Here is a 23,313-nt window from a genome sequence, read left to right as displayed (position 1 = left end):
AGCGCCACCATGGCCGACGATTACATTCTCGAACTCGACGACGTCAGCAAGTTCTTCGGTACCGTCATCGCGCTGCAGGGCGTGACCCTTCGCCTGAAACGCGGCGAGGTGCATTGCCTGCTCGGCGATAACGGTGCCGGCAAGTCCACCCTGATCAAGACACTCGCCGGCGTGCACCAGCCCAGCAGCGGCGAATATCGCGTCGAAGGCAAGGCGGTGAGGTACAACTCGCCGCGCGAAGCGCTCGACGATGGTATCGCCACGGTTTACCAGGACCTGGCCCTCGTTCCGCTGATGAGCGTGGCGCGCAATTTCTTCGCCGGACGTGAGCCGCGCAAGAAGATGTTCGGCGTGATTTCGGTCATCGACATGCAGTACGCCAACGAAACCGCACGCGACAAACTCGCGGAGATGGGCATCCGCGTGCGCGATGCCGGCCAGCCGGTCGGCACGATGTCCGGCGGCGAACGGCAGTGTCTCGCCATCGCCCGCGCCATCCACTTCGGTGCGAAGGTTCTGATCCTCGACGAGCCCACGGCGGCGCTGGGCGTCAAGCAGTCGTGCAACGTGCTCAAGCTCATCCACAAAGCCCGCGAGCGCGGCATCTCGGTGATCTTTATCACCCATAACGTGCACCACGCCTACCCCATCGCGGACAGCTTCACGCTGCTCAACCGCGGCCAGTCCATGGGCACCTTCGCCAAAACCGACGTAACGAAGGAAGCGGTGCTCGACATGATGGCCGGCGGTACCGAGATCCAGAGCCTGGTCGACGAACTGGAAGGCCGCGCGGCCTGAACACGGATAACCCCCATGCGTAGTCTCCTTCCCCGCTCCCCCTCCCGCCCCATCGATGTCGCCTGCCTCGGCCGGCTCGCGGTGGATCTCTACGCCCAGCAGATCGGCGCGCGCCTCGAAGACGTCACCAGCTTCGCCAAGTATCTGGGCGGGTCGTCGGCCAACGTCGCTTTCGGCACGGCTCGGCTAGGCCTGCGCTCGGCGATGCTCGCCCGCGTCGGCGACGATCATATGGGGCGCTTCCTCACCGAGACACTGGAAGCCGAAGGCTGCGACATCAGCCAGGTGAAGACCGATCACGAGCGGCTTACCGCGTTGGCGATTCTCGGCATCAAGGATCGCGAGACGTTCCCGCTGCTGTTCTATCGCGAGAACTGCGCGGACATGGCGCTGACGCCCGACGATATCGACGAGTCGTTCATCGCGCGCTGCCGTGCGCTGGCCGTCACCGGCACACACCTGTCGCAACCGGGCGTGCATGCCGCCGCCACCCGCGCGATCGAACTGGCGCGCAAGCACGATGTACGCACGGTGCTCGATATCGACTACCGGCCGGTGCTCTGGGGTCTGACAGGACGCGGCGAAGGCGAGCGCCGGTTCGTCGCCGCGGAGCATGTCACCGCTCATCTGCAGGCCAGCCTGCCCGGGTTCGACCTCATCGTCGGCACCGAGGAAGAGTTCCACATCGCCGGTGGCAGCGAGGACCTGCTCTCGGCACTCCGCGCGGTTCGCGGCATCAGTGCCGCGACGCTGGTCGTGAAGCGCGGTGCCGTCGGCTGCAGCGTCATCGAGGGAGTCATCCCTTCGGACATCGACGACGCGCCGACGTACAAGGGCTCGCGGGTCGAGGTACTCAACGTGCTCGGTGCCGGCGATGCCTTCCTCTCCGGCTTCCTTACCGGGTGGCTGGATGGTGAATCCATCGAGCGCTCGTGTGCCTACGCCAACGCATGCGGTGCCATCGTGGTGTCCCGCCACGCCTGTGCGCCGGCGATGCCCGGTCGCGCTGAACTCGATGCCTTCCTGTCGCGCGACGGTGGCATCCGTCGCCCGGACCTCGATGCCGAGCTCTCGCATCTGCATCGCACGGCCGTGCCGCGCAAGGCGTGGAACGAGCTGTATGTATTCGCTTTCGACCATCGCACGCCCTTCTTCGAGCTGACGCGTGCCGCCGGCGGTGACGAAGCACGCCTGCCACGGCTGAAAGAGCTGCTGGTCGAGGCGGTGGCGGCGACCGAGCGCGCCGGACAACTGCACGGACACATTGGCCTGCTCGCCGACGACCGCTACGGTCAGGATGCGTTGAACGCCGCGACCGGGCGTGGCTGGTGGATCGGCCGCCCCGTGGAAGTGCCGGGGTCCAACCCCCTGGAACTGGAGCGTGGCCGGTCCATCGGCAGTCAGCTGATCTCGTGGCCGGCGGAGCACGTCATCAAGTGCCTGGTCGCCTTCGATCCGGATGCCACGCCGATGGATCGCGTGGAGCAGGAAACGCAGATCCGCTCGCTCTACGACGCGGCGAAGATCAGTGGCCATGAGTTGCTCCTGGAAATCATTCCTCCGGGCTGCAAGGACCCTTCGCAGCGTGACGATCTGGTGCTGCGCTCCATGAAGCGTATCTACAACCTCGGCATCCGTCCGGACTGGTGGAAGCTTTGTCCGCCGCAGCGGGGGGCGTGGGCGGCGATCGACGCCCTGATCGCCGAACGCGATCCGCACTGCCGCGGCGTCTTGCTGCTGGGCCTGAATGCGCCGGTGGAACAGCTGGCCGCCGGATTCGCCGACGCGCTGGAGAGCGTGACCTGCCGCGGCTTCGCCGTGGGGCGCACGCTGTTCAGTGAGCCGGCCAAAGCGTGGCTGTCCGGGACGATCGACGATGAGGCGCTGGTGAGCCAGGCGCGCGCGGCGTTCGAACGGATGATCGCGTTGTGGCGCGAGGGACGGCGGGTGCCGCAGGAGCGAGTCACTGAAGGTGCGGCGGCATGAACAGGCTGGAATCGTCAACCGGGCTGGCTCCCACCACCGCCGGTGCGACCGTGCGCCTCACGACGGCGCAGGCACTCGTACGGTATCTCGCGGCGTTGCACGGGCGCGATGCGGACAGCGATGAGTCGGCGCCGTTGTTCGGCGGCGTGTTCGCCATCTTCGGGCATGGCAACGTGGCGGGACTGGGCGAAGCGCTGTATGGCATCCGCGATGAACTGCCGACGTACCGTGCGCATAACGAGCAGGCCATGGCGCATGCCGCGATCGCGTATGCCAAAGCGCATATGCGTCGACGCATGATGGCGGTGACGACATCGATCGGCCCGGGCGCGACCAATCTGGTGACCGCGGCGGCGCTGGCCCATGTGAACCGTCTGCCGGTGCTTCTGCTGCCGGGCGACATTTTCGTGTCGCGTGCGCCGGATCCGGTGCTTCAGCAGCTCGAGGACTTCTCCGACGGCACGGTGTCGGTCAACGATTGTTTTCGTCCCGTCTCCCGCTACTTCGATCGCATCATGCGTCCGGAGCAGCTGCTGACGGCCCTGCCCCGGGCCATCCGTGCGCTGACCGACGCCGCGCTGTGCGGCCCGGTGACGCTGGCGTTACCTCAGGACGTCCAGGCCGAGGCATACGACTGGCCGCTCGCCTTCTTCGAACCGCGTGAGATCGTGTTCCGCGCCCCGCAGCCGACCGACGATGAGCTGATGCACGCGCTGGATGCCATCGAGGCGGCCGAGCGCCCGGTCATCGTCGCCGGCGGCGGCGCGTTGTACGCGAAAGCCACACCGGAACTGCTTGCCTTCGCCGACAAGCACGGTGTGCCCATCTGTGAAACGCAGGCGGGCAAGGGCGCCCTGCCCTGGAATCATCCGCTGCATCTCGGCCCCGCGGGCGTCTGCGGGTCCACCGCGGCGAATGCCCTGCTCCGCGAGGCGGACCTGATCATCGCCGTGGGGACGCGACTGCAGGACTTCACCACCGGCTCCAACGCCCTGTTCGCTCATGTGCCGATCCTCTCGGTCAACGTCAACACCTTCGACGCGCTCAAGGGCAACGGCCTGGAGGTGATCGGCGATGCGGCGCGCGTGCTCGACGACCTGAGCTTCGGCCTGGAGGACTGGGCCGCTCCCGAAGCGTGGACGCTGCGCGCCCGGGACGTCGCGCGTGAGTGGGTCGACATCGTTTCCCGCATCACCGATGCGCGCCAGCCACCGGAAGGCCGTCTGCCCTACGACGGCGAAGTGATCGGCGCGGTGCAGCGTTCATCGCCGCTTTCCGCACGTAGCGACATCGTCGTCTGCGCCGCCGGGACGCTGCCCGCCGAGCTCGAGAAACTGTGGCGCACGGAGACGCCCGGCGGCTACCACATGGAATACGGGTTCTCGTGCATGGGCTACGAGATCGCCGGCGGTCTTGGCGTCAAGATGGCCAGGCCGGACCGCGAAGTCATCGTCATGGTCGGCGACGGCAGCTACCTGATGATGAACTCGGAGATCGCCACCTCGGTGATGCTGGACGCCAAGCTCATCATCGTGCTGCTGGACAATCGCGGCTACGGCTGCATCAACCGCCTGCAGCAGGCCACCGGCGGCGCGCCGTTCAACAACATGTTCGACAACTGCGTCCAGGGAAAGCACGGTGCGCCGACGGTCGATTTCGCCGCCCACGCCCGCTCGCTGGGCGCCATCGCGGAACACGTCGCCGATATCGCCGGCCTCGAAGCCGCCATGGAGCGAGCCCGCGCCGCCGACCGCACCTACCTGATCAGCATCGACACCGACCACACGCGTACGACCGACGAGGGCGGCGTATGGTGGGACGTGGCGATCCCCGAAGTTTCCACGCGGGAGGCCGTGCGCGAGGCGCGCAGCGGCTACGAATCCGCCATCGTGGGCCGCAAGGCCAGGAACACGCCCGTATGAAGAACGATCCCATCCGTATCGGCATCAACCCGATTTCGTGGAGCAACGACGACCTTCCCTCGCTCGGCGGCGAGATCCCCTTGTCGACCGCTCTGACCGAAGGCAAGGCGATCGGTTACGAAGGCTTCGAGCTGGGCAATAAATTTCCCAGGGATCCCGTCGAGCTGCGTGACCTGATGGCCGGCTACGGACTCGACGTGGTGTCCGGCTGGTACTCCGGGCGCGTCGCCGAGCGCTCCGCGAAAGAAGAAATCGTCGCCGTCGAGAAGCATCTGCGCCTCCTGGCCGAGAACGGCTGCCAGGTCATGGTGTACGGTGAAGTCGCTCATGCCATCCAGGGTGAGCCGGTGCCGCTCTACAAGCGGCCCCGCTTCCGCACCGCCGACGACTGGAAGCGGTATGGCGAGAACATCACCGAGTTCGCGAAATTCACGCTGTCCCGTGGCGTTCGCCTGGCGTATCACCATCACATGGGCGCCTACGTCGAATCCCCGGATGATGTCGACCAGCTGATGGCGCATACCGGCGATGAAGTCGGCCTGCTGTTCGACAGCGGCCACACGTATTTCGGCGGTGGCGATCCGGTGGCCGTGCTCGACCGCCATATCGCCCGCATCTGCCATGTTCACTGCAAGGACGTGCGCCCCGGCGTGGTGCGTCTGGCGCGCAATCGTCACTGGACGTTCCTGGAATCCGTGCTCAACGGCGCGTTCACCGTGCCGGGCGATGGCGTGATCGACTTCGCGGCCATCATCGATCGCCTGAAAACCCACGGTTACCGGGGCTGGCTGGTGGTCGAGGCGGAGCAGGATCCGACGGTGGCGCCCAGCTACCGTTACGCGAAGAAGGGTTACGACACGCTTCGCTCGTTGCTCGACCGCGAGATGGTCGGGGAGGTCGCATGAGTCTGCTCGTCAAGGCGATGCCCACCGGCGAAGCCATCGTCAAAGTCACGCCGGAAACCGCCCGCTGGCATCACGTGGGTTTCGAGGCGAGGCGTATCGAAGCGGGCTCGACCGTCGAGATCGCGCTGCCCGCCGACCGCGAGGGGTGTCTCGTGGTGCTCGTCGGGCGCGTCGATATCGCGGTGGCCGGCCACGCGTGGGAAGACCTCGGTGGCCGCGACAGCGTCTTCGACGATCGCTCGCCGCATGCCGTATATGCACCGCCGTCATCCGTGTACACGATCACCGCGCGGACCGATGCCGAGCTGGCACTCGCTTCCGCACCGGCCACCGGCAAGTTCGCCGCGCGCCTGATCGAGCCATCGTCGATGAAGCGTTCGGCGCGCGGTACGGGCGCGAACACCCGCTACGTCTGCGACATTCTTCCGGAAACCGAAGACGCCGAGTCGCTGCTCGTGGTCGAGGTGCTGACGCCCGCCGGTCACTCGTCGAGCTACCCGCCGCACAAGCACGACACGGACGCACTGCCTGAAGAAAGCGTGCTGGAGGAAACCTACTACCACCGTGTCGATCCGCCGCAAGGCTTCGCGTTTCAGCGCGTCTACACCGACGAGCGCGACATCGACGAGTCGATGGCCGTCGGCAACCACGATGTGGTGATGGTGCCGCGTGGCTACCACCCCGTGGTGATGCCGCACGGTTACCGCGGCTACTACCTCAACGTCATGGCCGGTCCGCGCCGTGAATGGCATTTCCGCAACGATCCCGCCCACGAATGGATGATCGCGCGCTGACCGCGCCGCCATCGGAGTAAACAGAGCATGTCCGCCCAGCCGTCCACCCAGTCCCTCCCCCGCATCGGCCACTTCATCGCCGGCAAGCCGTACAGTGGTTCGCCCGCGGGCACCGCCCCGGTGTACGACCCCGCGCGCGGCGTGCCCGCCGCCGAGGTCGAGCTCGCCTCCGTCGACGATATCGACGTCGCGGTGCGCGCGGCGCACGCCGCGTTCCCCGCCTGGTCGGAAACACCGCCACTCAAGCGCGCGCGCGTGATGTTCCGCTTCAAGGACCTGATCGAGCGCGACATGGATCGCCTGGCGCGCGTGATCGTCGCGGAGCACGGCAAGGTGCTGTCCGACGCGAAGGGCGAGATCGTGCGCGGCCTCGAGGTCGTCGAATACGCCTGCGGCATTCCCGAATTGCTCAAGGGCGAGTACACCGAGCAGATCGCCAACGGCATCGACGCCTGGACCATGCGCCAGGCACTGGGCGTCTGCGCGGGCATCACGCCGTTCAACTTCCCCGCGATGGTGCCCATGTGGATGTTCCCCATGGCCATCGCCTGCGGCAATACCTTCGTGCTGAAGCCCTCCGAGCGCGATCCGTCGCTCGGCGTCGAGCTGGCCAGGCTGCTCAAGGAGGCAGGACTCCCCGACGGCGTCTTCAATGTCGTCCATGGCGACAAGACCGCCGTGGACGCGTTGCTCGATCACCCGCTGGTTCGCGCGGTCAGCTTCGTCGGCTCGACGCCGATCGCCGAATACATCTATGCGCAAGGTTCGGCGAAGGGCAAGCGCGTGCAGGCTCTGGGCGGCGCCAAGAACCACATGATCGTCATGCCCGACGCGGATCTTGAAAAGACCGCCGACGCCTTGATGGGTGCCGGCTACGGCGCCGCCGGTGAGCGCTGCATGGCGATCTCGGTCGCCGTCGCTGTCGGCGAAGCGACCGCCGACGCACTGGTGGCAAAGCTCGCCCCCCGCGTGAAGGCCCTGCGCATCGGCAACGGCCTGGACGAGACCATCGAGATGGGACCTGTCGTGACCGGCGTGCATCGCGATCGCATCACCAGCTACATCGACGACGGCGAAGCGGCCGGTGCGGAGCTCGTGGTCGACGGACGTGGTTATCAGGTGGCGGGCTGCGAGCAGGGTTTCTTCGTCGGCGGCACGCTGTTCGACCGCGTGACGCCGGCCATGCGCATTTATAAGGAAGAAATTTTCGGGCCGGTGCTATGCGTAGTTCGCGTGCCGGATTTCGCCAGTGCGCTGAAACTGGTCGACGATCACGAATTCGGAAACGGAACGGCGATTTTCACACGGGATGGACAGGTGGCGCGCGAATTTGCCCATCGCGTTCAGGTCGGCATGATCGGAATTAATGTACCGATCCCCGTACCGATGGCTTTTCACAGCTTCGGGGGCTGGAAAAAGAGCCTCATGGGCGATCATCACGCGCATGGCCCCGAGTCGGTGCGGTTCTACACGAGGCAGAAAGCCGTTACACAGCGTTGGCTGAACCACGATGAAAGCGCGGGAGCCGAATTCGCGATGCCCACACATTAGTCTGACAAAAACATTATTATGCGGCGGTTGAATGCGCGGGGAGCATTGTGCATTGCAACCAAGATAATCAAAAGCCATAAACGTAAAAGCATAATTTTTTCAGGGAGAAGGGTACATGCTCAACAAACTCGCAAAGGGTCCCATCGCGGGCGTGCTTCTCGCATGCCTCGGTCTGGGCGCTACGGCGGCGCATGCCGACGACCTCTCGACCAGCAAATATCTGTTCGGCGACTGGAACGGTGAGCGCACGCGTCTCGAAGACGCCGGCGTCAAGTTCGACCTCGGGTACGGTGGCGAAGCCGCGCACAACTACTCCGGCGGCACGAAGAACATCACGCGTTACACCGACCAGTGGAAGCTGGGCGCTTCGTTCGATCTGCAGAAACTCTGGGGCTGGAACGGCGCCGCGTTCAACATCGTCGTTACCGACCGTAACGGTCGCAACATCGGTGCCGACGCCAACATCGGCAACAACCAGCTGATCCAGGAAGTCTACGGCCGTGGCCAGACCTGGCACCTGACGGTCTTCTCGCTGGTGCAGAAGTTCTTTGACGACCGCCTGACCTGGAAGATCGGCCGTCTGCCGGTCGGTGAAGACATCAACCAGTTCTCGTGCGACTTCCAGAACCTGACGTTCTGCGGCGCGCAGCCGGGTAACATCGTCGGCGATTACTGGGTCAACTGGCCGACCAGCCAGTGGGCGACGGTCATCAAGTTCGACACCACGAAGGAAACCTTCGTGCAGATCGCCGCGTATCAGGTCAACCCGAAATACGTCGACGACTCCTACGCGTCGCACAACGGTCTGAAGCCGAACTTCCCGAGCGGCACCACCGGCGCGCTGATTCCTCTGGAATTCGGCTGGAAGCCGTCGGTCAACGGCCTGCCGGGTTCGTACCGCGCCGGCGTCTGGTACAACACCTCCAAGGGTGACGACCTGTACCTCAACACCGATCATCAGCCGCTCGCCGAGTTCGGTGGCCGCGCGCTGCAGCACGACTCCCGCAAGGGCGCGTGGATCACCTTCCAGCAGCAGGTCAACGGCGAAGCCGGCGGCAAGGGCACCACGGTGTTCCTGAACATCGCTTCGGCCGACCACGCCACCTCGACGACGAACAACCAGATCTCGCTCGGCATGGAGTACAAGGGCATCTTCGATCGCCCGAACGACTTCATCGGCGCGGCCATCGGTGGTTCGCACGCCAGCGGCTACGCTGCCAAGAACCAGCGTCTGATCAACTCGATCACCGGCTCCGACACCGTCGTCAACGACGGTTACGAGAAGGTTGCCGAAGTGTTCTACAGCTACTCGCCGATTCCCTCGATCGCACTGCGTCCCAACCTGCAGTACATCAAGGATCCGGGCGGCAGCAAGCAGAACGATGACGCGTTCATCCTCGGCCTGAAGATGTCGGTCGCGTTCTAAGCGATCTCATCGGTGGTTGATCGGAAAGGCCTGGGGAAACCCGGGCCTTTTCGTATCCGGGCTATCGTGAGCAGGGTCAGCTCCCGACGGAACGACCTCACCCGTCATTTTCCGCCGAAGCGGTCAGGTCGAAAGTGTCATCCCCTTCGTCGACCGCCAGCCGTATCACGATCGGCCGGCAGCACACCTGACAATCCTCGATATACGTCTGGCTGCCGCCCGACGTATCGACGGCGATCTCAATGGTTTCCCCGCAATAGGGACAGGCAATATCGGTGAATTCGTACATATAGGGACCCTGTAGGAGCGCGCCTTGCGCGCGAACCGCTTTCGCGCCAAGCTTGTAGGTTCCGCTTTACGGTTATCGCGCGCAAGGCGCGCTCCTGCAGGATCTGTATTCATGATCGATCTGGTCGGCTTCGACGGCGACGACACGCTCTGGCGCAGCCAGGAGTTCTACGACGACGCACAGGCGGCCTTCGAAGGCATCCTTGGTCGTTACGTGGATCTGACGGCGGATGGCCTGCGCGCATCGCTCCTGGCGACCGAGCGCGGTAACATCGCGCTGTTCGGCTACGGCGCCAAGGGCATGGCCCTCTCGATGATCGAGTCGGCCATCGAGCTGACCGATGGCCGGATCGAGGCGCGGGATATCCACCGTATCGTGCGGCTGGCCAAGGACGTGCTGAGCCATCCTGTCGATTTGCTGCCGGGTATCCGTGAGGCCGTGGAGGCCGTGGCCGCCCACCATCGCGTGGTGCTGATCACCAAGGGCGACCTTTTCCACCAGGAGGCCAAGGTGGCGCGCTGCGGGCTGGCCGACGTCTTCCACCGGATCGAGATCGTCTCGGAGAAGGACACGGCAACCTATACGCGCCTGTTCCGGGAGTTCGAGCTCACGCCGGACCGCTTCGCCATGGTCGGCAACTCGCTGAAATCCGACATCGCCCCGGTGGTCGCACTGGGCGGCTGGGGTGTCTACATGCCGTATCACAGCACCTGGGCACACGAGATGGTGGCCGATTTCGCCATGGGCGACCGGGTGATCGAGGTCGCCGGCGCTGAAGCCATCCCCGCAGCCATTGCCACCATGCACACCCGCGCGCCGTAGGAGCGCGCCCCGCGCGCGAAAAGCCAACGAAGCGGTGACGTCGCCCCGCCCATCGCCCAAAGGGCGCGCTCCCACATTCCACGCCAATTTCGCGCGATTGCCGCGAAGCTGCCCGATGAAACAAACGGGAGGCAGGCACGTGGATTCGAGGTTGAAGATGGGATGGCGGGTGGTCCGAACCACCATAAAGGGGTTCAGTGACGATGAGCTGATGACGCGGGCCGCCGCCCTCGCCTTCTACTCCGCGTTGTCCTTCGCGCCGCTGCTCGTGCTGTTGCTCTGGGTGGTCGCCTCACTGCGCCCCGAGTGGCAGGCGCAGCTGATCGACAGCCTGACCGGTCTGGTGGGCTCCCGCGCCTCGGATGCCGTGAAGCTCGTCATCGAGAACGCCAAGCAGAAGCCCAATGTCGGCAGCATGGCGGGGGTGATCGGCCTTGGCGTCACGCTGATCGGCGCTTCCGCCGTATTCGCCCAGTTGCAGGGCGCGCTCAACCGGGTCTGGAGCCTGCAGCCACGCCCCGGCAAAGCCTCGCACGCGATTCTGACCTGGCTGCGGGCCCGGCTGCACGCGCTCGGCCTGCTGCTGTCGCTGGCCTTCCTGCTGGTGATCTCCTTCTCGGCCAGCGCGATGATCGCGGTCTTCGTCCGTGGCGGCACCACCGGCTGGCATGTGCTGGAGACGGCGATCTCGCTGGCTGTGTTCGTCGTCATCTTTGGCGCCATCTATAAGGTGCTGCCGGACGCGATCATCGAGTGGCGCGACGCGGTCATCGGTGCCAGCCTGACCGCCCTGCTTTTCGTCGTCGGCAAGTTCGCGATCGGTATCTACCTGGAGCGCAGCAATGTGGGCGGCCCGTACGGGCCCGCCGGCAGCGTCGTCGTGTTGCTGGTCTGGGTCTATTACTCGGCGCTGATCCTGTTGCTCGGGGCCGAACTGACCGAAGCGGTCGCGGAGGCCCGGGGCACGCCGATTAAACCGCGGCCATACGCAATGTCCACCAGAACGGCTCCGGAGGGCGGGATTGACCCCCCCATCACGAGGCCGGAGGTATCCCTGTCGCAGCCCCAGAGAGAGGACAGATCATGAAGACCCATTTACTCGCCGCCGCCATGTTCGTTGTCGCCACGGGCGCCGCCGTATCCGCCCCGCCGGCCGATGCCCAGACGCGTCGCAGCCAGCATCAGGTCTGCCGCGACGTCCAGACCAAGGAGATCCAGTCCAAGGATGACAATCGCCTGATCGGCACCGGCGTTGGCGCCGTGGCTGGCGGCCTGCTCGGCCATCAGGTCGGTGGCGGTAAGGGCAAGACCCTTGCGACCGTCGGTGGTGCTGTCGCCGGCGGCTACGTCGGCAATCAGGTTCAGAAGAACCACCAGAACAAGAACGCCCAGTACGAAACCCACCGCGAGTGCCATTGGGTCAACGACTGATCGTGTAAGCCAGACCCGCAAGGGCCGGTCTTATAGGGAGGGCGCCACCGAGCGCCCTCCCTGCTTTCCGGAGGCTCCATGCGCAACGCCGATCCTGCCCGCCGCCGCTTCCTGGGCGTCTTCGCCGCCACCGTCGCGGCATCCGCTTCCCTGCCCTTCCTCTTCCGCGCCACGCGCCCGGCGATGGCTGCCGACGCCCCGCCGTCCCCGGGTGGCACGGTGACGATCGACGAATTCGCCGCCGACAAGAAGCCGCTGGGAGCGAAGGTCGAGGCGCGCGTGGTGCTGACCGACGACCAGTGGAAAGCCAAGCTCAGCAGCAAGTCGTATTACATCACCCGGCACGAGGGTACCGAGCCGGCCTACACCGGTGAGAACTGGGACCGGCATGACAACGGTATCTACCGTTGCATCGGCTGCGACACGGCGCTCTACGACTCGGCGACGAAGTTCGAGTCGGGCACGGGTTGGCCGAGTTTCTGGCAGCCGATTTCGAAGCGGAACATCGTTCAGAAAACCGACCGCAGCCTGATCGAGGAGCGGATCGAAGTGAAGTGCGCGCGGTGCGATGCCCACCTGGGCCACGTGTTCGACGATGGCCCGGACCCGACGGGGCTGCGGTACTGCATGAATGCCGGGGCGATGCGGTTCGCCGCCGTGACTGCCTGAGTGCGTACGTCAGGCATACCGGCTTGGTGGGAGCCGGCCCGCGCTGGCGAATACAACGAAAAGGGCCGCCTTTCGGCGGCCCTCTTTTTAATCAGCCACCCCGTGGCGGCATCGGTGTCAGCTGGAATTCCTTCGGCGGCGTTTCCCCCTTGAGGTAACGCACGAAGTAATCCCAACGGCGGCGTGTCATGTACGTCGTCGCGTCACCGTAACCGTGATGCGCGTTCGGGATCATGACGAGGTCGAAATCCTTGTTCGCCTTGATCAGCGCATCGACCACCAGCAGCGACTCGTACGGCGGGACGTTATCGTCGAACGTACCGTGCGCGATCATCAGGTGACCCTTCAGACCCGAGACCCACTTCTGGTTGGCCTGGTCGTCGTAATTGCTCTTGCCGTCCTTGTCGGTAACCAGAAGACCCTGCCACTTCTCGGCCCAGTCGTCTTCGTAGTTGCGGTTGTCGTGATTGCCCGACTCCGAGATACCGACCTTGAACACGTCGCCATAGCGGAACATCGCGGTCGCCGTGGCGTTTCCGCCGCCGGAGTGACCCCAGATACCCACGCGGTCGCCGTCCAGCCACGAGTACTTCTGCACCAGCTGCTTTACCGCCAGCACCTGATCCGGCAGCGTGTTGTCACCGATGTTCTGGAAATAGGCGTCGTGGAAGGCCTTCGAGCGCCACGGCGTACCCATGCCATCGACGGCCACCACGACAAAGCCCAGTTCAGCCAGCGCCTGGTTGTCGCCGTGTGCGGGAGCGAAGCTGCGCGTGCGCACCGAGCCGGTCTGCGGACCCGGATAGATGTAGACGATCAGAGGGTATTTCTTCGACGGATCGAACTTCGATGGCTTGAACATCTGGCCGTAGAGATCGGTCTTGCCGTCACGTGCCTTCACCGTGAACGCGGTGGGTGGCACCCAGCCGATCGCCTTGAGACGCGAGATGTCCGCGCGTGCCACTTCCTTCACCGTGGCACCCGTGTCGGCACGACGCACCACCGCTACCGGCGGCGTGTCGATCGTCGAATACGAGTCGAAGAAGTACGTGCCGTCCTTCGACAGCGAGACGCTGTGATCGGCGTTTTCCGGCGTCAGCAGAGTCAGGCCCTTGCCGTCGAAGCCCACCTTGTAGAACTGCTGGTAGTACGGATCGATGCCCTTCTCGCGGCCGACGCCACGGAACCAGATCGTCTTCGTTTTCGGATCGATGCGCAGCACTTCGGTGACGTTCCAGTCGCCCTTCGTGATCTGCGACTCGAGCTTGCCCGTCTTCAGGCTGTACATGTACAGGTGACCCCAGTTGCTCCGCTCGGAGAACCAGATCACCTGGTCGGTCTCGGGCACGTACTGCCAGTTGGCCATGCCGTTGCCGCTTTCGTAATACGTCTTCGCTTTTTCCTCGAACACCGTGCGCACGTCGCCGGTCTCCGGGTTGGCGACACGGAACCACTCATGCGTGTGGTCGCGCGAGGTGGAGACAAACGCGATGCTCCTGCCGTCGGCGGACCAGCGCACATCGTCCCACACGCCCGGGCTGCACGACACGTCGTCGCACAAGGTCGAGCGGTGCTGATCGGCGGGCATCTTAAAACGGACGACCTTCTTCGTCGGCACGTCGATCACGACGCGCTCGATCATGGTCACGTCCTTGTCGCCCGGCAGCGGGTATTTCCAGGTATCGACCTTCGGATGTCCTACATTGGTGCTGACCAGGGTCATCTCACCGGTTTTGCGCTGGTCCTGCTGGAACGTGGCGATCTTCTTCGAGTCCGGCGACCAGACGAGGATCGCCTCGTCGGTGTGCTTCCAGCCGGCATTGTCGGTGGCGTAACCGAAGTCCTTGATCCCGTCGGTGGTCAGCTGGGTCTCGGCACCGCTGGCCAGGTCGCGCGTCCACAGGTTCCAGTCGCGGATGAAGGCTTCGGACTTGCCGTCCGGCGACTTCAGGCCCGGCTCTTCGCCGTAGGCCTTGCCGTTGGCGTCTTTCCTGACCGCCGCCAGCTCGCACTTGCCGATGGCCTTGTCGCAGCTGTAGTTCTTGCCGCGAGAGGTAATGTCGAGGCCGTCGTCAGGGCGTACCGTGAAGGCGCTGACCGGGAGCTTGCCCGCATCGACCTTCTTGCCGGTGCTGGTGCTCAGCGCCGCCGCCACCTTGTCGCGATCAAACGCGCGTGATGCCTGACCCGTGGCGGCATCCACCGTGATGAACTGATCGCCGTCCTTGTCGTGGTCGCGATACCAGAAGTGGCCGTCATCGATCCAGGTGACGCGCTGGACCGAGTGGTCCACCAGGGTGGCCGCGTTGCCGAGGAAGGAATCGGCGCGCTTGTAATCGTCCGTGGTAACGGTCTGGGCCGAGGCGGAAGCCCCGATCAGTCCGAGGAGGACGGCGCCGGAAAGCGCCGCGTTGCGTTTGGTCGACATGTGGGGTCCCCATGACAGCGACAACGGCGCAGGGCGCGCCGCGAACCGGACGAGGCTAGCCGCCGCCGGGGCGCCCGGCGTATGCCATAGGTCATGGGCCTGGGCCGCCGCAGGCCCTCAGTGGCTGCGGGGACCGGCCCGGAAGCGCCTGCCCTGCCGCTCCACCATGGCGAGGGCCACGCCGTCGGGCAGCAGTTTGAAAAGGGTCTTGATGACGCGATTGACCCAGCCATTCACGTAAACCGCCGTGCCCGAGTCAACGGCATCCAGCCCCTGGCGGGCCACGGTCGCCGCATCCATCCACAGATACGACGGCATTTTCGACACCAGCTCGCGGGAACCGGTGACGTCGTGGAACTCCGAATACGTGAAGCCGGGACAGACGGCCGTGGCGTGCACGCCGGTGCCTTTGCCCTCCAGCGCCAGCGACTGGGAGAACTTGATCATGTAGGCCTTGGAGGCCGCATAAAGGGTATGCCCCGCCGAACCGGGCACATGACCGGCCAGCGAGGCGACGTTGACGATCCGGCCGTAACCACGCGCTTTCATGCCCGGCAGGAGGCGCCAGGCAAGCTCCTTGGGTGCGGTCATCAGCACCTGAATAAAGGCGGCATGCGCCGTCCAGGGCTGCTCTTCGAAATACCTCGTGACGCCATAGCCCGCGTTGTTGATCAGCACATCGATCGTGAGGCCTTGCGCGTCGAGCGCGGCGACCAGTGCCTCGGGGCCGTCCGTCCGCGCGAGGTCGAGCGGCGCGACGATCGCCTCGACGCCGTAACTGTCACGCAGCTCGGTGGCGAGTTTTTCCAGCCGGTCGGCACGACGCGCCGTGAGGACCAGATCGTGTCCGCGTCTCGCGAGTTCCCGGGCAAAGGCCTCACCGATGCCAGCGGATGCGCCGGTGACCAGCGCGCGACGTTTGGATGCCATGGAAAGTATTTCCTTGATGCACTACAGCGCTGAAGTATGCGCCAGGCTTAGATGAACGGAGCCCACGTGTGTTGATGCATGCGACGCTACTTTCACGACTCCGTGCACCCCCGGAACGCGAAGCTTGTGCTCCCGAAACGACTCGACCCGAGTCACCCCAAGGAGCCCAGACGATGACCAGCACCGACCACGATATCAAGGTTCTCAACAACCTCATCGAAACCACCATCGACAGCGCCGAGGGCTACGGCGAAGCCGCTAAGGATGCCGAGAATACGCGCTACGCCGCGACCTTCCAGGCCCGCGCTTCCGAGCGCCGCCAGGTGACGCAGCGTCTGCAGCAGCAGGTCCGTTCGCTCGGCGGCACGCCGGAAGACGACGGCACCGTGCTGGCCAAGGCGCATCGCATGTTCGTTGAGCTGCGCGCCAAGATGAGCTCGAAGGACGACACCGCGATCGTCGACGAAGTCGAGCGTGGCGAAGACCACATCAAGGCGAAGTACGAAGACGCCCTGAAGGACACCGAGATCACCGCAGGCACGCGCTCGCTGATCAACGAGGCTTATGTCTCGGTGAAGAGCGGCCATGACCAGATGCGCGATCTGAAGCACGCGCTGCACGGCACGAACTGATTTCGCTGAAACTTGAATGATGAAGGGCGGAGTTTTGGCTCCGCCCTTTTTTTTGGGAGCGAAGCCGTTGAGGCAGGGGCGCCGTCGGCTACCCTGCTCTTCGCTAAGTCCTCCTTCGGCCTTCGCCTACGTGCGGAATCGCTCTGAGCACGACACCCGACGGCACCCACCCACTCATGAGGTTTCTTGGATGCAAAGCCACAAGCGCAAACCAGAGGACCTCGTGTTGCAGCGCAATGCATTGACGACTTCACGAGATTTGCAGGTGATGCCGCAGCGCTCTGCTCTACCCGCTCTGCTCGGCTAGCAAATTACTGTCGCGCTGAGAGGGAGTCGTCCGCTGCCGTTCTTGGAGCGCTTCCGCACGTAGGCGAAGGCCGGAGGAGGACCTAGCGACAAGAATGGCAGCCGACGGCTCCCTTGCCTCGGTCCCTTGCCTCGGAGCGGCGTTGCAGCCCCGAGGCCGAACCCAACCGTTACTGCGAAGAACCGGCGTCGTCTTCGTTCATCAGCGCGTTGATCTGGCTCTTGTGCGCTTCGTAGAAAGCCACGTTCTTCTGGTTGACCTTCTTCTGGTCGACGTACGCGGACATCTGCGGGTTGCTCTTGGCTTCGGAGGCGATGGCCGCATTGGTGACGGCGAGGTTCGCCAGCAGGAACTCACGCGGGGTGAAACCGTATTTCTTGATCAGCGGTGCGATGCGCGGATCGGCATTGGTCACCTGGGCGGCCAGATCGTCGAGCGAATGGATCTTCGAGAAATCCGTCTTCGCGTCCTTTGGCTTGATGCCCTGCGCCTTGGCTTCCTGCGAGACCTTGACGATGCGGTTGAACACGTCGTCGTTGAGGTCGTAGTTCTGGATGGCCTGCTTGTCGGCAGCCGGGATCTGCGAAGCCGGGTTGGCCGCGGGCGCCGGAGCGGCTTCCTGGGCGAACGTGGAAACGGGGACCACCGAGGCGGTCGCCAGCAGCGCGGCAAGGATATAGCGAGACTTCACGGGCAACTCCTTCAGGTACGGGTTCGTGCTGGACGGTAAAACAGCTTAAGGCGCCGGATGTTACGTATGCGTCGGCGGCGTTGCGTTTTCTTCAGGAATCTTCGGCGCGTTCCAGCCCATGACGTTGTAGAGGCGATAGCGCCAGACCCCGACGTATTCGTGGATCGCAAAGTCGGCGAACGACAGATTTTCCGACGTCGGCAGCCAGTCGTAGCGGGCGGTCACGTAATCGCCACGGACCGGTTCGCCATGAATGGCGAAATGTGAGAAATAGAGCATCGCCCGACGCAGGTGCACCGCCGACGAGACGAGCACGACCTTGTCCGCGCCGTAGGACACCAGCAACGGCTTACTGAACTGGGCGTTCTGGAAGGTGTTCATGCTCTGCGCTTCGAGCATGAGATCCGCACGCGGCACGCCGAGGCGATCCAGGCTGATCGCGTAAACGTCGGCTTCGGCCTGTTTCAGATGCATCGCATCGCCGCCACTGACCTCGACCTTGCAGTCCGCACCCGTCGCCTTGCACGCGCGATACAACTCGGCGGCGCGCAGGATGCGTCCGTTGGCGTAGAGGCTCGGCTCGATCCCCCCTGCTCCGCTACGGACGGTCCCGGCACCGAGCAGGATGATGACGTTGCGCTGGCCCCACTGGGTGACGTCGGGCGCATAACCGGACTGCAGGTTGCTCAACAGCATGCCGGTCAAAGGCCCGCAGCCGGCGAAGAACAGCCACGCGATCGCCAGCAGCATGAAGACGCGGCCGCTCAGGCGCCGGCGAAAACGCATCAGCACGAGGGCGATGACGAGGAGGAGCAGGAAGAGGGTCAGGGTCATGGGGCCGAGCGTAGCAAAGGCCGGTAACAATTGTGACCGCAAGTACGTCGCGCGCGCGGCGCGCTCCTACGGCACGCCCAGAGCTTTTTCGAGACAGGTGACGAGGGTGTCGCCGACGAAGGGTTTGCCGAGATAGCAGAAGGCGCCGGCGGCCATGACGCTGTCGCGTACGTGGTCGTCCTGAAAGCCGGATACGAAGACGATGGGGTAGGTCCTGCCCCGCTCCAGGAGACGACGCTGCAACACGGTGCCGTCGATGCCGGGCATGTGGACATCGGTCACGAGACAGTCGACCCCGTCGTCGCCGCCGGGCCGGAGAAAATCCTCCGCCGAGGCGAACCCACGCGCTTCGTGCCCCAGCGCGCGGACCAGACTCACGGTGGCGAGACGCACCGCGTCGTCGTCATCCACGATCGCGACGATCCTGTTTCCGGCCAAGCTGGAATCCTCCGTGGCGCTGAGTGACGCTGAGTGACGCTGGCTACAGTGCGCCCGCGCGCAGCCAGTGGGAATCATACGGAGGTGTGTGCACCCAGCGCTTCGGACATCTTGACCAGTTCCGCCAACGATCGTGCCGCCATCTTGCGCATCACGTTGCCGCGGTGGATCTTCACCGTAATCTCGGACAGACCCAGCAAGGCGCCCACCTGCTTGTTCATCAGGCCCGTGGTCACGTGCCCCATGACCTCACGCTCGCGCGGCGTCAGCGACGCGTACGCCTGACGCAGCGTGTGCAGGGCATCGGCATCGCGACGGCCCGAGGCATCCCGCTCGATCGCGTTGGTCACGGCGTCCAGCATGTCCTGGTCGCGGAACGGCTTGGCCAGGAAGTCGAGCGCGCCGGCTTTCATCGCACGCACCGACATCGGAATATCGCCGTAGCCAGTCATGAAGACGATCGGCAGGGGGTTTTCCATCGCCAGCAGCTGGGTCTGGAAGTCCAGTCCGCTGACACCGGGCAGACGCACGTCGAGCACCAGGCAGCCCGGCGCATCCGCGTTGTCGCGGGCGAGGAAATCGGCGGCGCTGCCGAACGTGGCGACGGTGAGGCCGACGGAGCGGAACAGGGACGACAAGGCCTCGCGGATCGAGGCATCGTCGTCGACGATGCAGACGATAGGGGTCCGCGCGGCGTTGGCCACGGGCAAGCGGGTCATGCGCGCACCTCCTCGACTACCGCGACGGGCAACGTGAAATGGAAGATCGCTCCCCCCTCGGAGCGGTTGGTCGCCCACAGGCGCCCGCCATGAGACTCGACGGTCGTGCGGCAAATGGCAAGCCCCATGCCCATGCCGCCACCGCGCGTGGTCACGAAGGCGTCGAACAGGTGGGGAGCGATGTGCTCGGGAATACCCGTGCCGCTGTCCTCGACCTCCACCAGCAGGCCCTCGGCGGACGCCCGCCCGCGGATCAGCAGGACGCGTGGCCGGTACACGGCGGACATGGCGCGGATGGCGTTGCCCATCAGGTTCACCACCACCTGCTGCAGCTGCACGCGATCGCCGCGCGGCATGGGCGCGTCGCGCGCGATGTCCACCTCGAGCACGATGTGGTGCTGGGTCAGTTCACCCTCGAGCAGCCGCGCGCTCTCATTAATCAGCGCGCCGAGATCGAAGTGCACGTGCTGTCGCGGTTCCTTGCTGGCCAGACTGCGGACGCGGTGCACCACTTCACCGGCGCGTCGTGCGTCATGCACCACGCGCTCGATGGCGTCGCAGGCTTCGGTGAGGTCGGGTTCGGGGCGCCGCAACCAGCGAAGAGCAGCCTCCCCGAGCGTGACGATGGCACCGAGGGGCTGGTTCACCTCGTGGGCAATCGACGCACTCATCTCACCCAGCGCCGTGACGCGCGCGGCCTGCGCCAGCTCGGCCTGCATCGAGATCAGCGCCCGCTCGGCGCGCTTGCGGTCGCTGATATCCACGACGCTGACCAGCACGCGGTCATAGCGCGAGGTACCGAGCGGCATGCTCAGGGCGAAGAGCACCGTCAGGCGCTCGCCCTTGAGGTTGACCATGTGCGTTTCGCCTTCGGCCAGTCCATTGCCCTCCAGGACGGTGAGCAGGACCTGGCCGAACGTGCGATCGGTAGCGGGCAGAAACCGGTCGAGCGGACCGATCAGCTGGTCGCGGCTATGCGCACCCAGCATGCGCAGCGTCGCCTCGTTGATATCGGTGACGCGCACCAGACCGGCGGCTTCCCGGATGAATTCCGGATGGGCCTCCAGGTAGGAGGCCAGCTCGACGACGCCCTGCTCGCGCAGTTCGGCGAGACGCTCCACAACCAGGGTGTAATCCTCTTCCCAGAGTGAAAAGCGGGCGGTGTCGAAGATGCCCCGGTAGCGACGTTCACTGTCCACCAGCGCCGCATCCGCGGCCCGGCGTGCGGTCACGTCGGTGCCCGCCTCGAGGATCATCCGCGGCGCACCGCGCTCGTCGCGCAGCAGGGCACAGCGTACGGAGACGATGACCACACGGCCCTCGCGATGCTCCTGAATCAGCTCACCCTCCCAGCGACCATCCCGGAAAAGCGCGGCGTCGGCCTTGACGCGATCGCCGGCGAAGGCGGTGGCCAGCAGTTCGCTGGCCCGTCGTCCCAGTGCCTCGTTCGCCGTCCAGCCGTAGAGCTGCTCGGCACCCGCATTCCAGAGCACGATCACGTCGTCCATGTCACGGACGAAGATGGAATCGTGGGTCAGCTCGATCAGGCGCGCCTGTCCCGCGATCGTCACCATGCGTTCGCGGTTGCGCAGGGCCAGCACGGCCGTGGTCGCGATGGCGGCGAGGCTGACGGCGCAGCGCATGGCCGGTTCCAGCGTCGGCACCCCATGCACACGCAGGAAGGCCAGCGTGGTCAGGAGCATGCAGGCCACCGCCGAGCCGATGATGGCGCGACGACTGCCCGTGGCGGCCATGAGCAGCACCACCACGAGGTACACGACCGCGACGGCCCCCTGCAGCGAAGTGAAGCTGTCGACGAGGAAGACGCACAGGGCCAGCGACGCTCCCGCGACTACCAGCAGCGCGGCCGCGCCCCTGCGCGGCTGCGCGACGGTGGCGTAGGCACGACTGTGCAAAGGCCTGTTCAGGGACATGGGCTCGGGTTCTGGCCTGGCGACGTAGACAGATTCGGCCGCGATCGTGTCCGAACGGGGTCAGGACGTCTTGCACGCCGGTGATGGTTTTTGACCGTTACGGCACAACCGCTACAAGAAAGCGCACGGGTCGATCGGTTAACCCTTTGGTATGGGACCGTACGACCGAATGTAGAATTCTGTCGACCCCCACTTCGCGCCTAGGCTGTCAGGGTGGGCGAATGGCCCATGCCACGTTCGACATGGAGCCTACGATGCGATTTGAGACCGAAGCCTTCGCCGGGACCGCCAGCCTCCGCGCCGTCGATCCGTCCGTCGCCCACCTGCTCGAGCAGGCCCTGACCGCCGTCGAAACCGATCTGGCCACGACCCGTGCCTGCGTCGCCCAGGTGGCGGCCCTTCTGGAACGTGAGGAGAAAGCCCGTCCGGCCACTCGGACCGCGCCGGCGGACCCGGTGGTTCGTCGCCGCGTCGGTGCGGGTCTCGCACCGTGGCAGGCAAGACGCGTCTCCGCTCATGTGAACGACAATCTCGGCTTCCCGATCACCATCGATCAGCTGGCGGGCATCGCCGGTCTGTCGAGCAGTTATTTCTGTCGCGCCTTCAAGGACACCTTTGGCGATCCGCCGCATGCGTACATCATGCGTCGCCGCGTCGAACGGGCGCAGAGCCTGATGCTGCAGACCCGCGAGCCGCTCAGCCAGATCGCGCTGGCCTGCGGTCTCTCCGACCAGGCGCATCTGTGCAACCTGTTCCGCCGCCTGGTCGGGCAGAGCCCGAGCCACTGGCGGCGGTCGCGCTGGCAGGAAGCCTGAGCCTCAGCCGAAAAGTTTTGCGGCCACTTCGGCGATGTGCTTGCCCTGGAAACGTGCGCCGGCCAGTTCGTTTTCGCTCGGCTGACGGGAACCGTCGCTCGCGGCGAGGGTCGTAGCGCCGTAGGGACTGCCGCCGGTCACCTCGTCCAGCTTCAGCTGGCCCTGGAAACTGTAGGGAAGGCCCACGGGAATCATGCCCAGGTGCAACAGATTGGTGATGATCGAGAACAAGGTCGTTTCCTGACCGCCATGCTGGGACGCCGTGGACGCGAACGCGCCGCCGACTTTGCCGTTGAGCGCGCCACGTGCCCAGAGCGGGCCGGTCTGATCGAGGAACGCGGCCATCTGCGAGGTGATCCGGCCGTACCGGGTACCCGTGCCGACGATGATGGCGTCGTACGACTCCAGCTCATCCACGCGGGCGATGGGCGCGGGCTGGTCGAGCTTGAAATGGGCGTTGCGGGCCACGTCTTCGGGCACGGTTTCCGGCACGCGCTTGATATCGACATGGGCACCGGCTTCACGGGCGCCTTCGGCCACCGCGTTGGCCATTTTTTCGATATGACCGTACGTGGAGTAATAAAGAACGAGGACCTTCGCCACGGTGGATCTCCTCTTTTGAAAGCATCGGGAATGACAAGGTAGGCACGCTGGCGTTTACGCCGCGTATCGGCGACGTCCCGCCAACGCATCGAGGTTAGTCGCATGTCGTACGCACGCATTGTCGATATCCGCTCCGCGCCGGGCCCCGCGCGCAAATCCCACGCCTGGCAGGTGCTGCGTGAAGCGGCCCGGCTCGAGCCCGACGAAGATGCCCGGATCGCGTGGTATCGCGAGGACCCGATCGGTGTGCTGGGTCGTGAGACCGCCGAAGCGCTGGTCGCTTCCGGAAGGTATGAGGAGGTGCTCGCGTTTCTGCGGGGTGTGCGGCGGGATCTTGGCCTTGAAGCACCGCACGGGTTCGGGGCGTTTTAGGAGGCTGGCGGAACCAC

At 65.1% G+C, this 23,313-nt stretch carries 23 protein-coding genes; 14 read left to right on the top strand and 9 right to left on the bottom strand.

All coding sequences use genetic code 11. From position 1 onward, the window contains the following. Positions 1–9: 9 nt before the first annotated feature. From FA87_RS02950 to FA87_RS02920, 7 genes are all read left to right on the top strand, one after another. Positions 10–798: an ATP-binding cassette domain-containing protein gene (locus FA87_RS02950; RefSeq protein ID WP_043692283.1), complete on the top strand. Its 789-nt coding sequence runs from the start codon at positions 10–12 to the stop codon at positions 796–798. A 15-nt stretch (positions 799–813) separates the two neighbouring features. Next, positions 814–2,784: a 5-dehydro-2-deoxygluconokinase gene (gene iolC, locus FA87_RS02945; protein ID WP_043692280.1), complete on the top strand. Its 1,971-nt coding sequence runs from the start codon at positions 814–816 to the stop codon at positions 2,782–2,784. Next, complete coding sequence (gene iolD / locus FA87_RS02940; RefSeq protein WP_043692278.1) at positions 2,781–4,706, top strand: 3D-(3,5/4)-trihydroxycyclohexane-1,2-dione acylhydrolase (decyclizing); 1,926 nt, start codon at positions 2,781–2,783, stop codon at positions 4,704–4,706. Before iolC ends, iolD begins: the two co-directional genes overlap by 4 nt. Continuing rightward, entirely contained in the window at positions 4,703–5,611 is a 909-nt protein-coding gene (iolE, locus tag FA87_RS02935) for a myo-inosose-2 dehydratase (RefSeq protein ID WP_043692275.1), read from the top strand. The genes iolD and iolE overlap by 4 nt, the downstream gene beginning before the upstream one ends. After that, entirely contained in the window at positions 5,608–6,405 is a 798-nt protein-coding gene (iolB, locus tag FA87_RS02930) for a 5-deoxy-glucuronate isomerase (RefSeq protein WP_043692272.1), read from the top strand. The genes iolE and iolB overlap by 4 nt, the downstream gene beginning before the upstream one ends. Positions 6,406–6,432: 27 nt before the next feature. Next, positions 6,433–7,956 (top strand): CoA-acylating methylmalonate-semialdehyde dehydrogenase, encoded by a 1,524-nt coding sequence (locus tag FA87_RS02925; RefSeq protein ID WP_043692269.1) that lies wholly within the window; start codon positions 6,433–6,435, stop codon positions 7,954–7,956. Positions 7,957–8,071: 115 nt separating this feature from the next. Beyond that, positions 8,072–9,382 carry a carbohydrate porin gene (locus tag FA87_RS02920; RefSeq protein WP_081996445.1) on the top strand — a complete coding sequence of 437 codons (1,311 nt, stop codon included), beginning with the start codon at positions 8,072–8,074 and terminating at the stop codon, positions 9,380–9,382. 97 nt (positions 9,383–9,479) lie between these two features. Here the strand turns inward: FA87_RS02920 and FA87_RS02915 are convergent, their stop codons facing one another. After that, a complete protein-coding gene (locus FA87_RS02915; protein WP_043692266.1) occupies positions 9,480–9,671 on the bottom strand; it encodes a CPXCG motif-containing cysteine-rich protein in 192 nt (63 codons plus the stop codon). A gap of 111 nt (positions 9,672–9,782) precedes the next feature. On the opposite strand from FA87_RS02915, the gene FA87_RS02910 reads away from it, so the two are divergent. The 4 genes from FA87_RS02910 (at position 9,783) to msrB (ending at position 12,593) form a co-directional block, all read left to right on the top strand. After that, positions 9,783–10,493: an HAD family hydrolase gene (locus FA87_RS02910; RefSeq protein ID WP_036115986.1), complete on the top strand. Its 711-nt coding sequence runs from the start codon at positions 9,783–9,785 to the stop codon at positions 10,491–10,493. Positions 10,494–10,632: 139 nt separating this feature from the next. Continuing rightward, entirely contained in the window at positions 10,633–11,580 is a 948-nt protein-coding gene (locus FA87_RS02905) for a YihY/virulence factor BrkB family protein (RefSeq protein WP_239708955.1), read from the top strand. After that, positions 11,577–11,924 carry a glycine zipper 2TM domain-containing protein gene (locus FA87_RS02900; protein WP_052191112.1) on the top strand — a complete coding sequence of 116 codons (348 nt, stop codon included), beginning with the start codon at positions 11,577–11,579 and terminating at the stop codon, positions 11,922–11,924. Before FA87_RS02905 ends, FA87_RS02900 begins: the two co-directional genes overlap by 4 nt. A gap of 78 nt (positions 11,925–12,002) precedes the next feature. Next, on the top strand, positions 12,003–12,593 hold the full coding sequence (msrB, locus tag FA87_RS02895) for a peptide-methionine (R)-S-oxide reductase MsrB (RefSeq protein WP_036115988.1): 591 nt from the start codon (positions 12,003–12,005) through the stop codon (positions 12,591–12,593). Positions 12,594–12,684: 91 nt separating this feature from the next. On the opposite strand, the gene FA87_RS02890 is transcribed toward msrB, so the two are convergent. Both FA87_RS02890 and FA87_RS02885 read right to left on the bottom strand, forming a co-directional pair. Then, positions 12,685–15,021, bottom strand: coding sequence for a S9 family peptidase (locus tag FA87_RS02890; RefSeq protein ID WP_043692263.1), 2,337 nt, complete (start codon positions 15,019–15,021; stop codon positions 12,685–12,687). 117 nt (positions 15,022–15,138) lie between these two features. Beyond that, positions 15,139–15,951, bottom strand: a complete 813-nt coding sequence (locus tag FA87_RS02885; RefSeq protein ID WP_043692260.1) for an SDR family oxidoreductase — start codon at positions 15,949–15,951, stop codon at positions 15,139–15,141. 173 nt (positions 15,952–16,124) lie between these two features. On the opposite strand from FA87_RS02885, the gene FA87_RS02880 reads away from it, so the two are divergent. Next, the gene (locus FA87_RS02880; RefSeq protein ID WP_036115995.1) at positions 16,125–16,583 is read left to right on the top strand and encodes a PA2169 family four-helix-bundle protein; all 459 of its coding nucleotides are present in this window, start codon (positions 16,125–16,127) and stop codon (positions 16,581–16,583) included. Between the two features lie 476 nt (positions 16,584–17,059). On the opposite strand, the gene FA87_RS02875 is transcribed toward FA87_RS02880, so the two are convergent. The 5 genes from FA87_RS02875 to FA87_RS02855 all read right to left on the bottom strand — a co-directional run bounded on the left by FA87_RS02875 (position 17,060) and on the right by FA87_RS02855 (position 21,506). After that, positions 17,060–17,581, bottom strand: a complete 522-nt coding sequence (locus FA87_RS02875; RefSeq protein WP_036115997.1) for a hypothetical protein — start codon at positions 17,579–17,581, stop codon at positions 17,060–17,062. A 60-nt stretch (positions 17,582–17,641) separates the two neighbouring features. Further along, entirely contained in the window at positions 17,642–18,415 is a 774-nt protein-coding gene (locus FA87_RS02870) for a YdcF family protein (protein ID WP_036115999.1), read from the bottom strand. A 66-nt stretch (positions 18,416–18,481) separates the two neighbouring features. Beyond that, the gene (locus FA87_RS02865) at positions 18,482–18,853 is read right to left on the bottom strand and encodes a response regulator (protein WP_036116002.1); all 372 of its coding nucleotides are present in this window, start codon (positions 18,851–18,853) and stop codon (positions 18,482–18,484) included. 74 nt (positions 18,854–18,927) lie between these two features. Beyond that, positions 18,928–19,572 (bottom strand): response regulator transcription factor, encoded by a 645-nt coding sequence (locus FA87_RS02860; protein ID WP_036116004.1) that lies wholly within the window; start codon positions 19,570–19,572, stop codon positions 18,928–18,930. Then, on the bottom strand, positions 19,569–21,506 hold the full coding sequence (locus FA87_RS02855) for an ATP-binding protein (RefSeq protein WP_081996444.1): 1,938 nt from the start codon (positions 21,504–21,506) through the stop codon (positions 19,569–19,571). Before FA87_RS02855 ends, FA87_RS02860 begins: the two co-directional genes overlap by 4 nt. A 254-nt stretch (positions 21,507–21,760) precedes the next feature. Here FA87_RS02855 and FA87_RS19675 point away from each other — a divergent pair, with 254 nt between their 5' ends. Continuing rightward, positions 21,761–22,321, top strand: coding sequence for an AraC family transcriptional regulator (locus FA87_RS19675; protein ID WP_197062355.1), 561 nt, complete (start codon positions 21,761–21,763; stop codon positions 22,319–22,321). Positions 22,322–22,324: 3 nt separating this feature from the next. Here the strand turns inward: FA87_RS19675 and wrbA are convergent, their stop codons facing one another. Next, positions 22,325–22,924 (bottom strand): NAD(P)H:quinone oxidoreductase, encoded by a 600-nt coding sequence (wrbA, locus tag FA87_RS02845; RefSeq protein ID WP_036116006.1) that lies wholly within the window; start codon positions 22,922–22,924, stop codon positions 22,325–22,327. Positions 22,925–23,026: 102 nt separating this feature from the next. Here wrbA and FA87_RS02840 point away from each other — a divergent pair, with 102 nt between their 5' ends. Further along, complete coding sequence (locus FA87_RS02840) at positions 23,027–23,296, top strand: hypothetical protein (RefSeq protein ID WP_043692255.1); 270 nt, start codon at positions 23,027–23,029, stop codon at positions 23,294–23,296. Positions 23,297–23,313 lie beyond the last annotated feature (17 nt).

Source organism: Luteibacter sp. 9133 (genome assembly GCF_000800155.1).
In the GTDB taxonomy this organism is placed as follows: Bacteria; Pseudomonadota; Gammaproteobacteria; order Xanthomonadales; family Rhodanobacteraceae; genus Luteibacter; species Luteibacter mycovicinus.
Note: the sequence above shows the minus strand (reverse complement) of the source record. Positions and strands in the feature narration are given on the sequence as shown.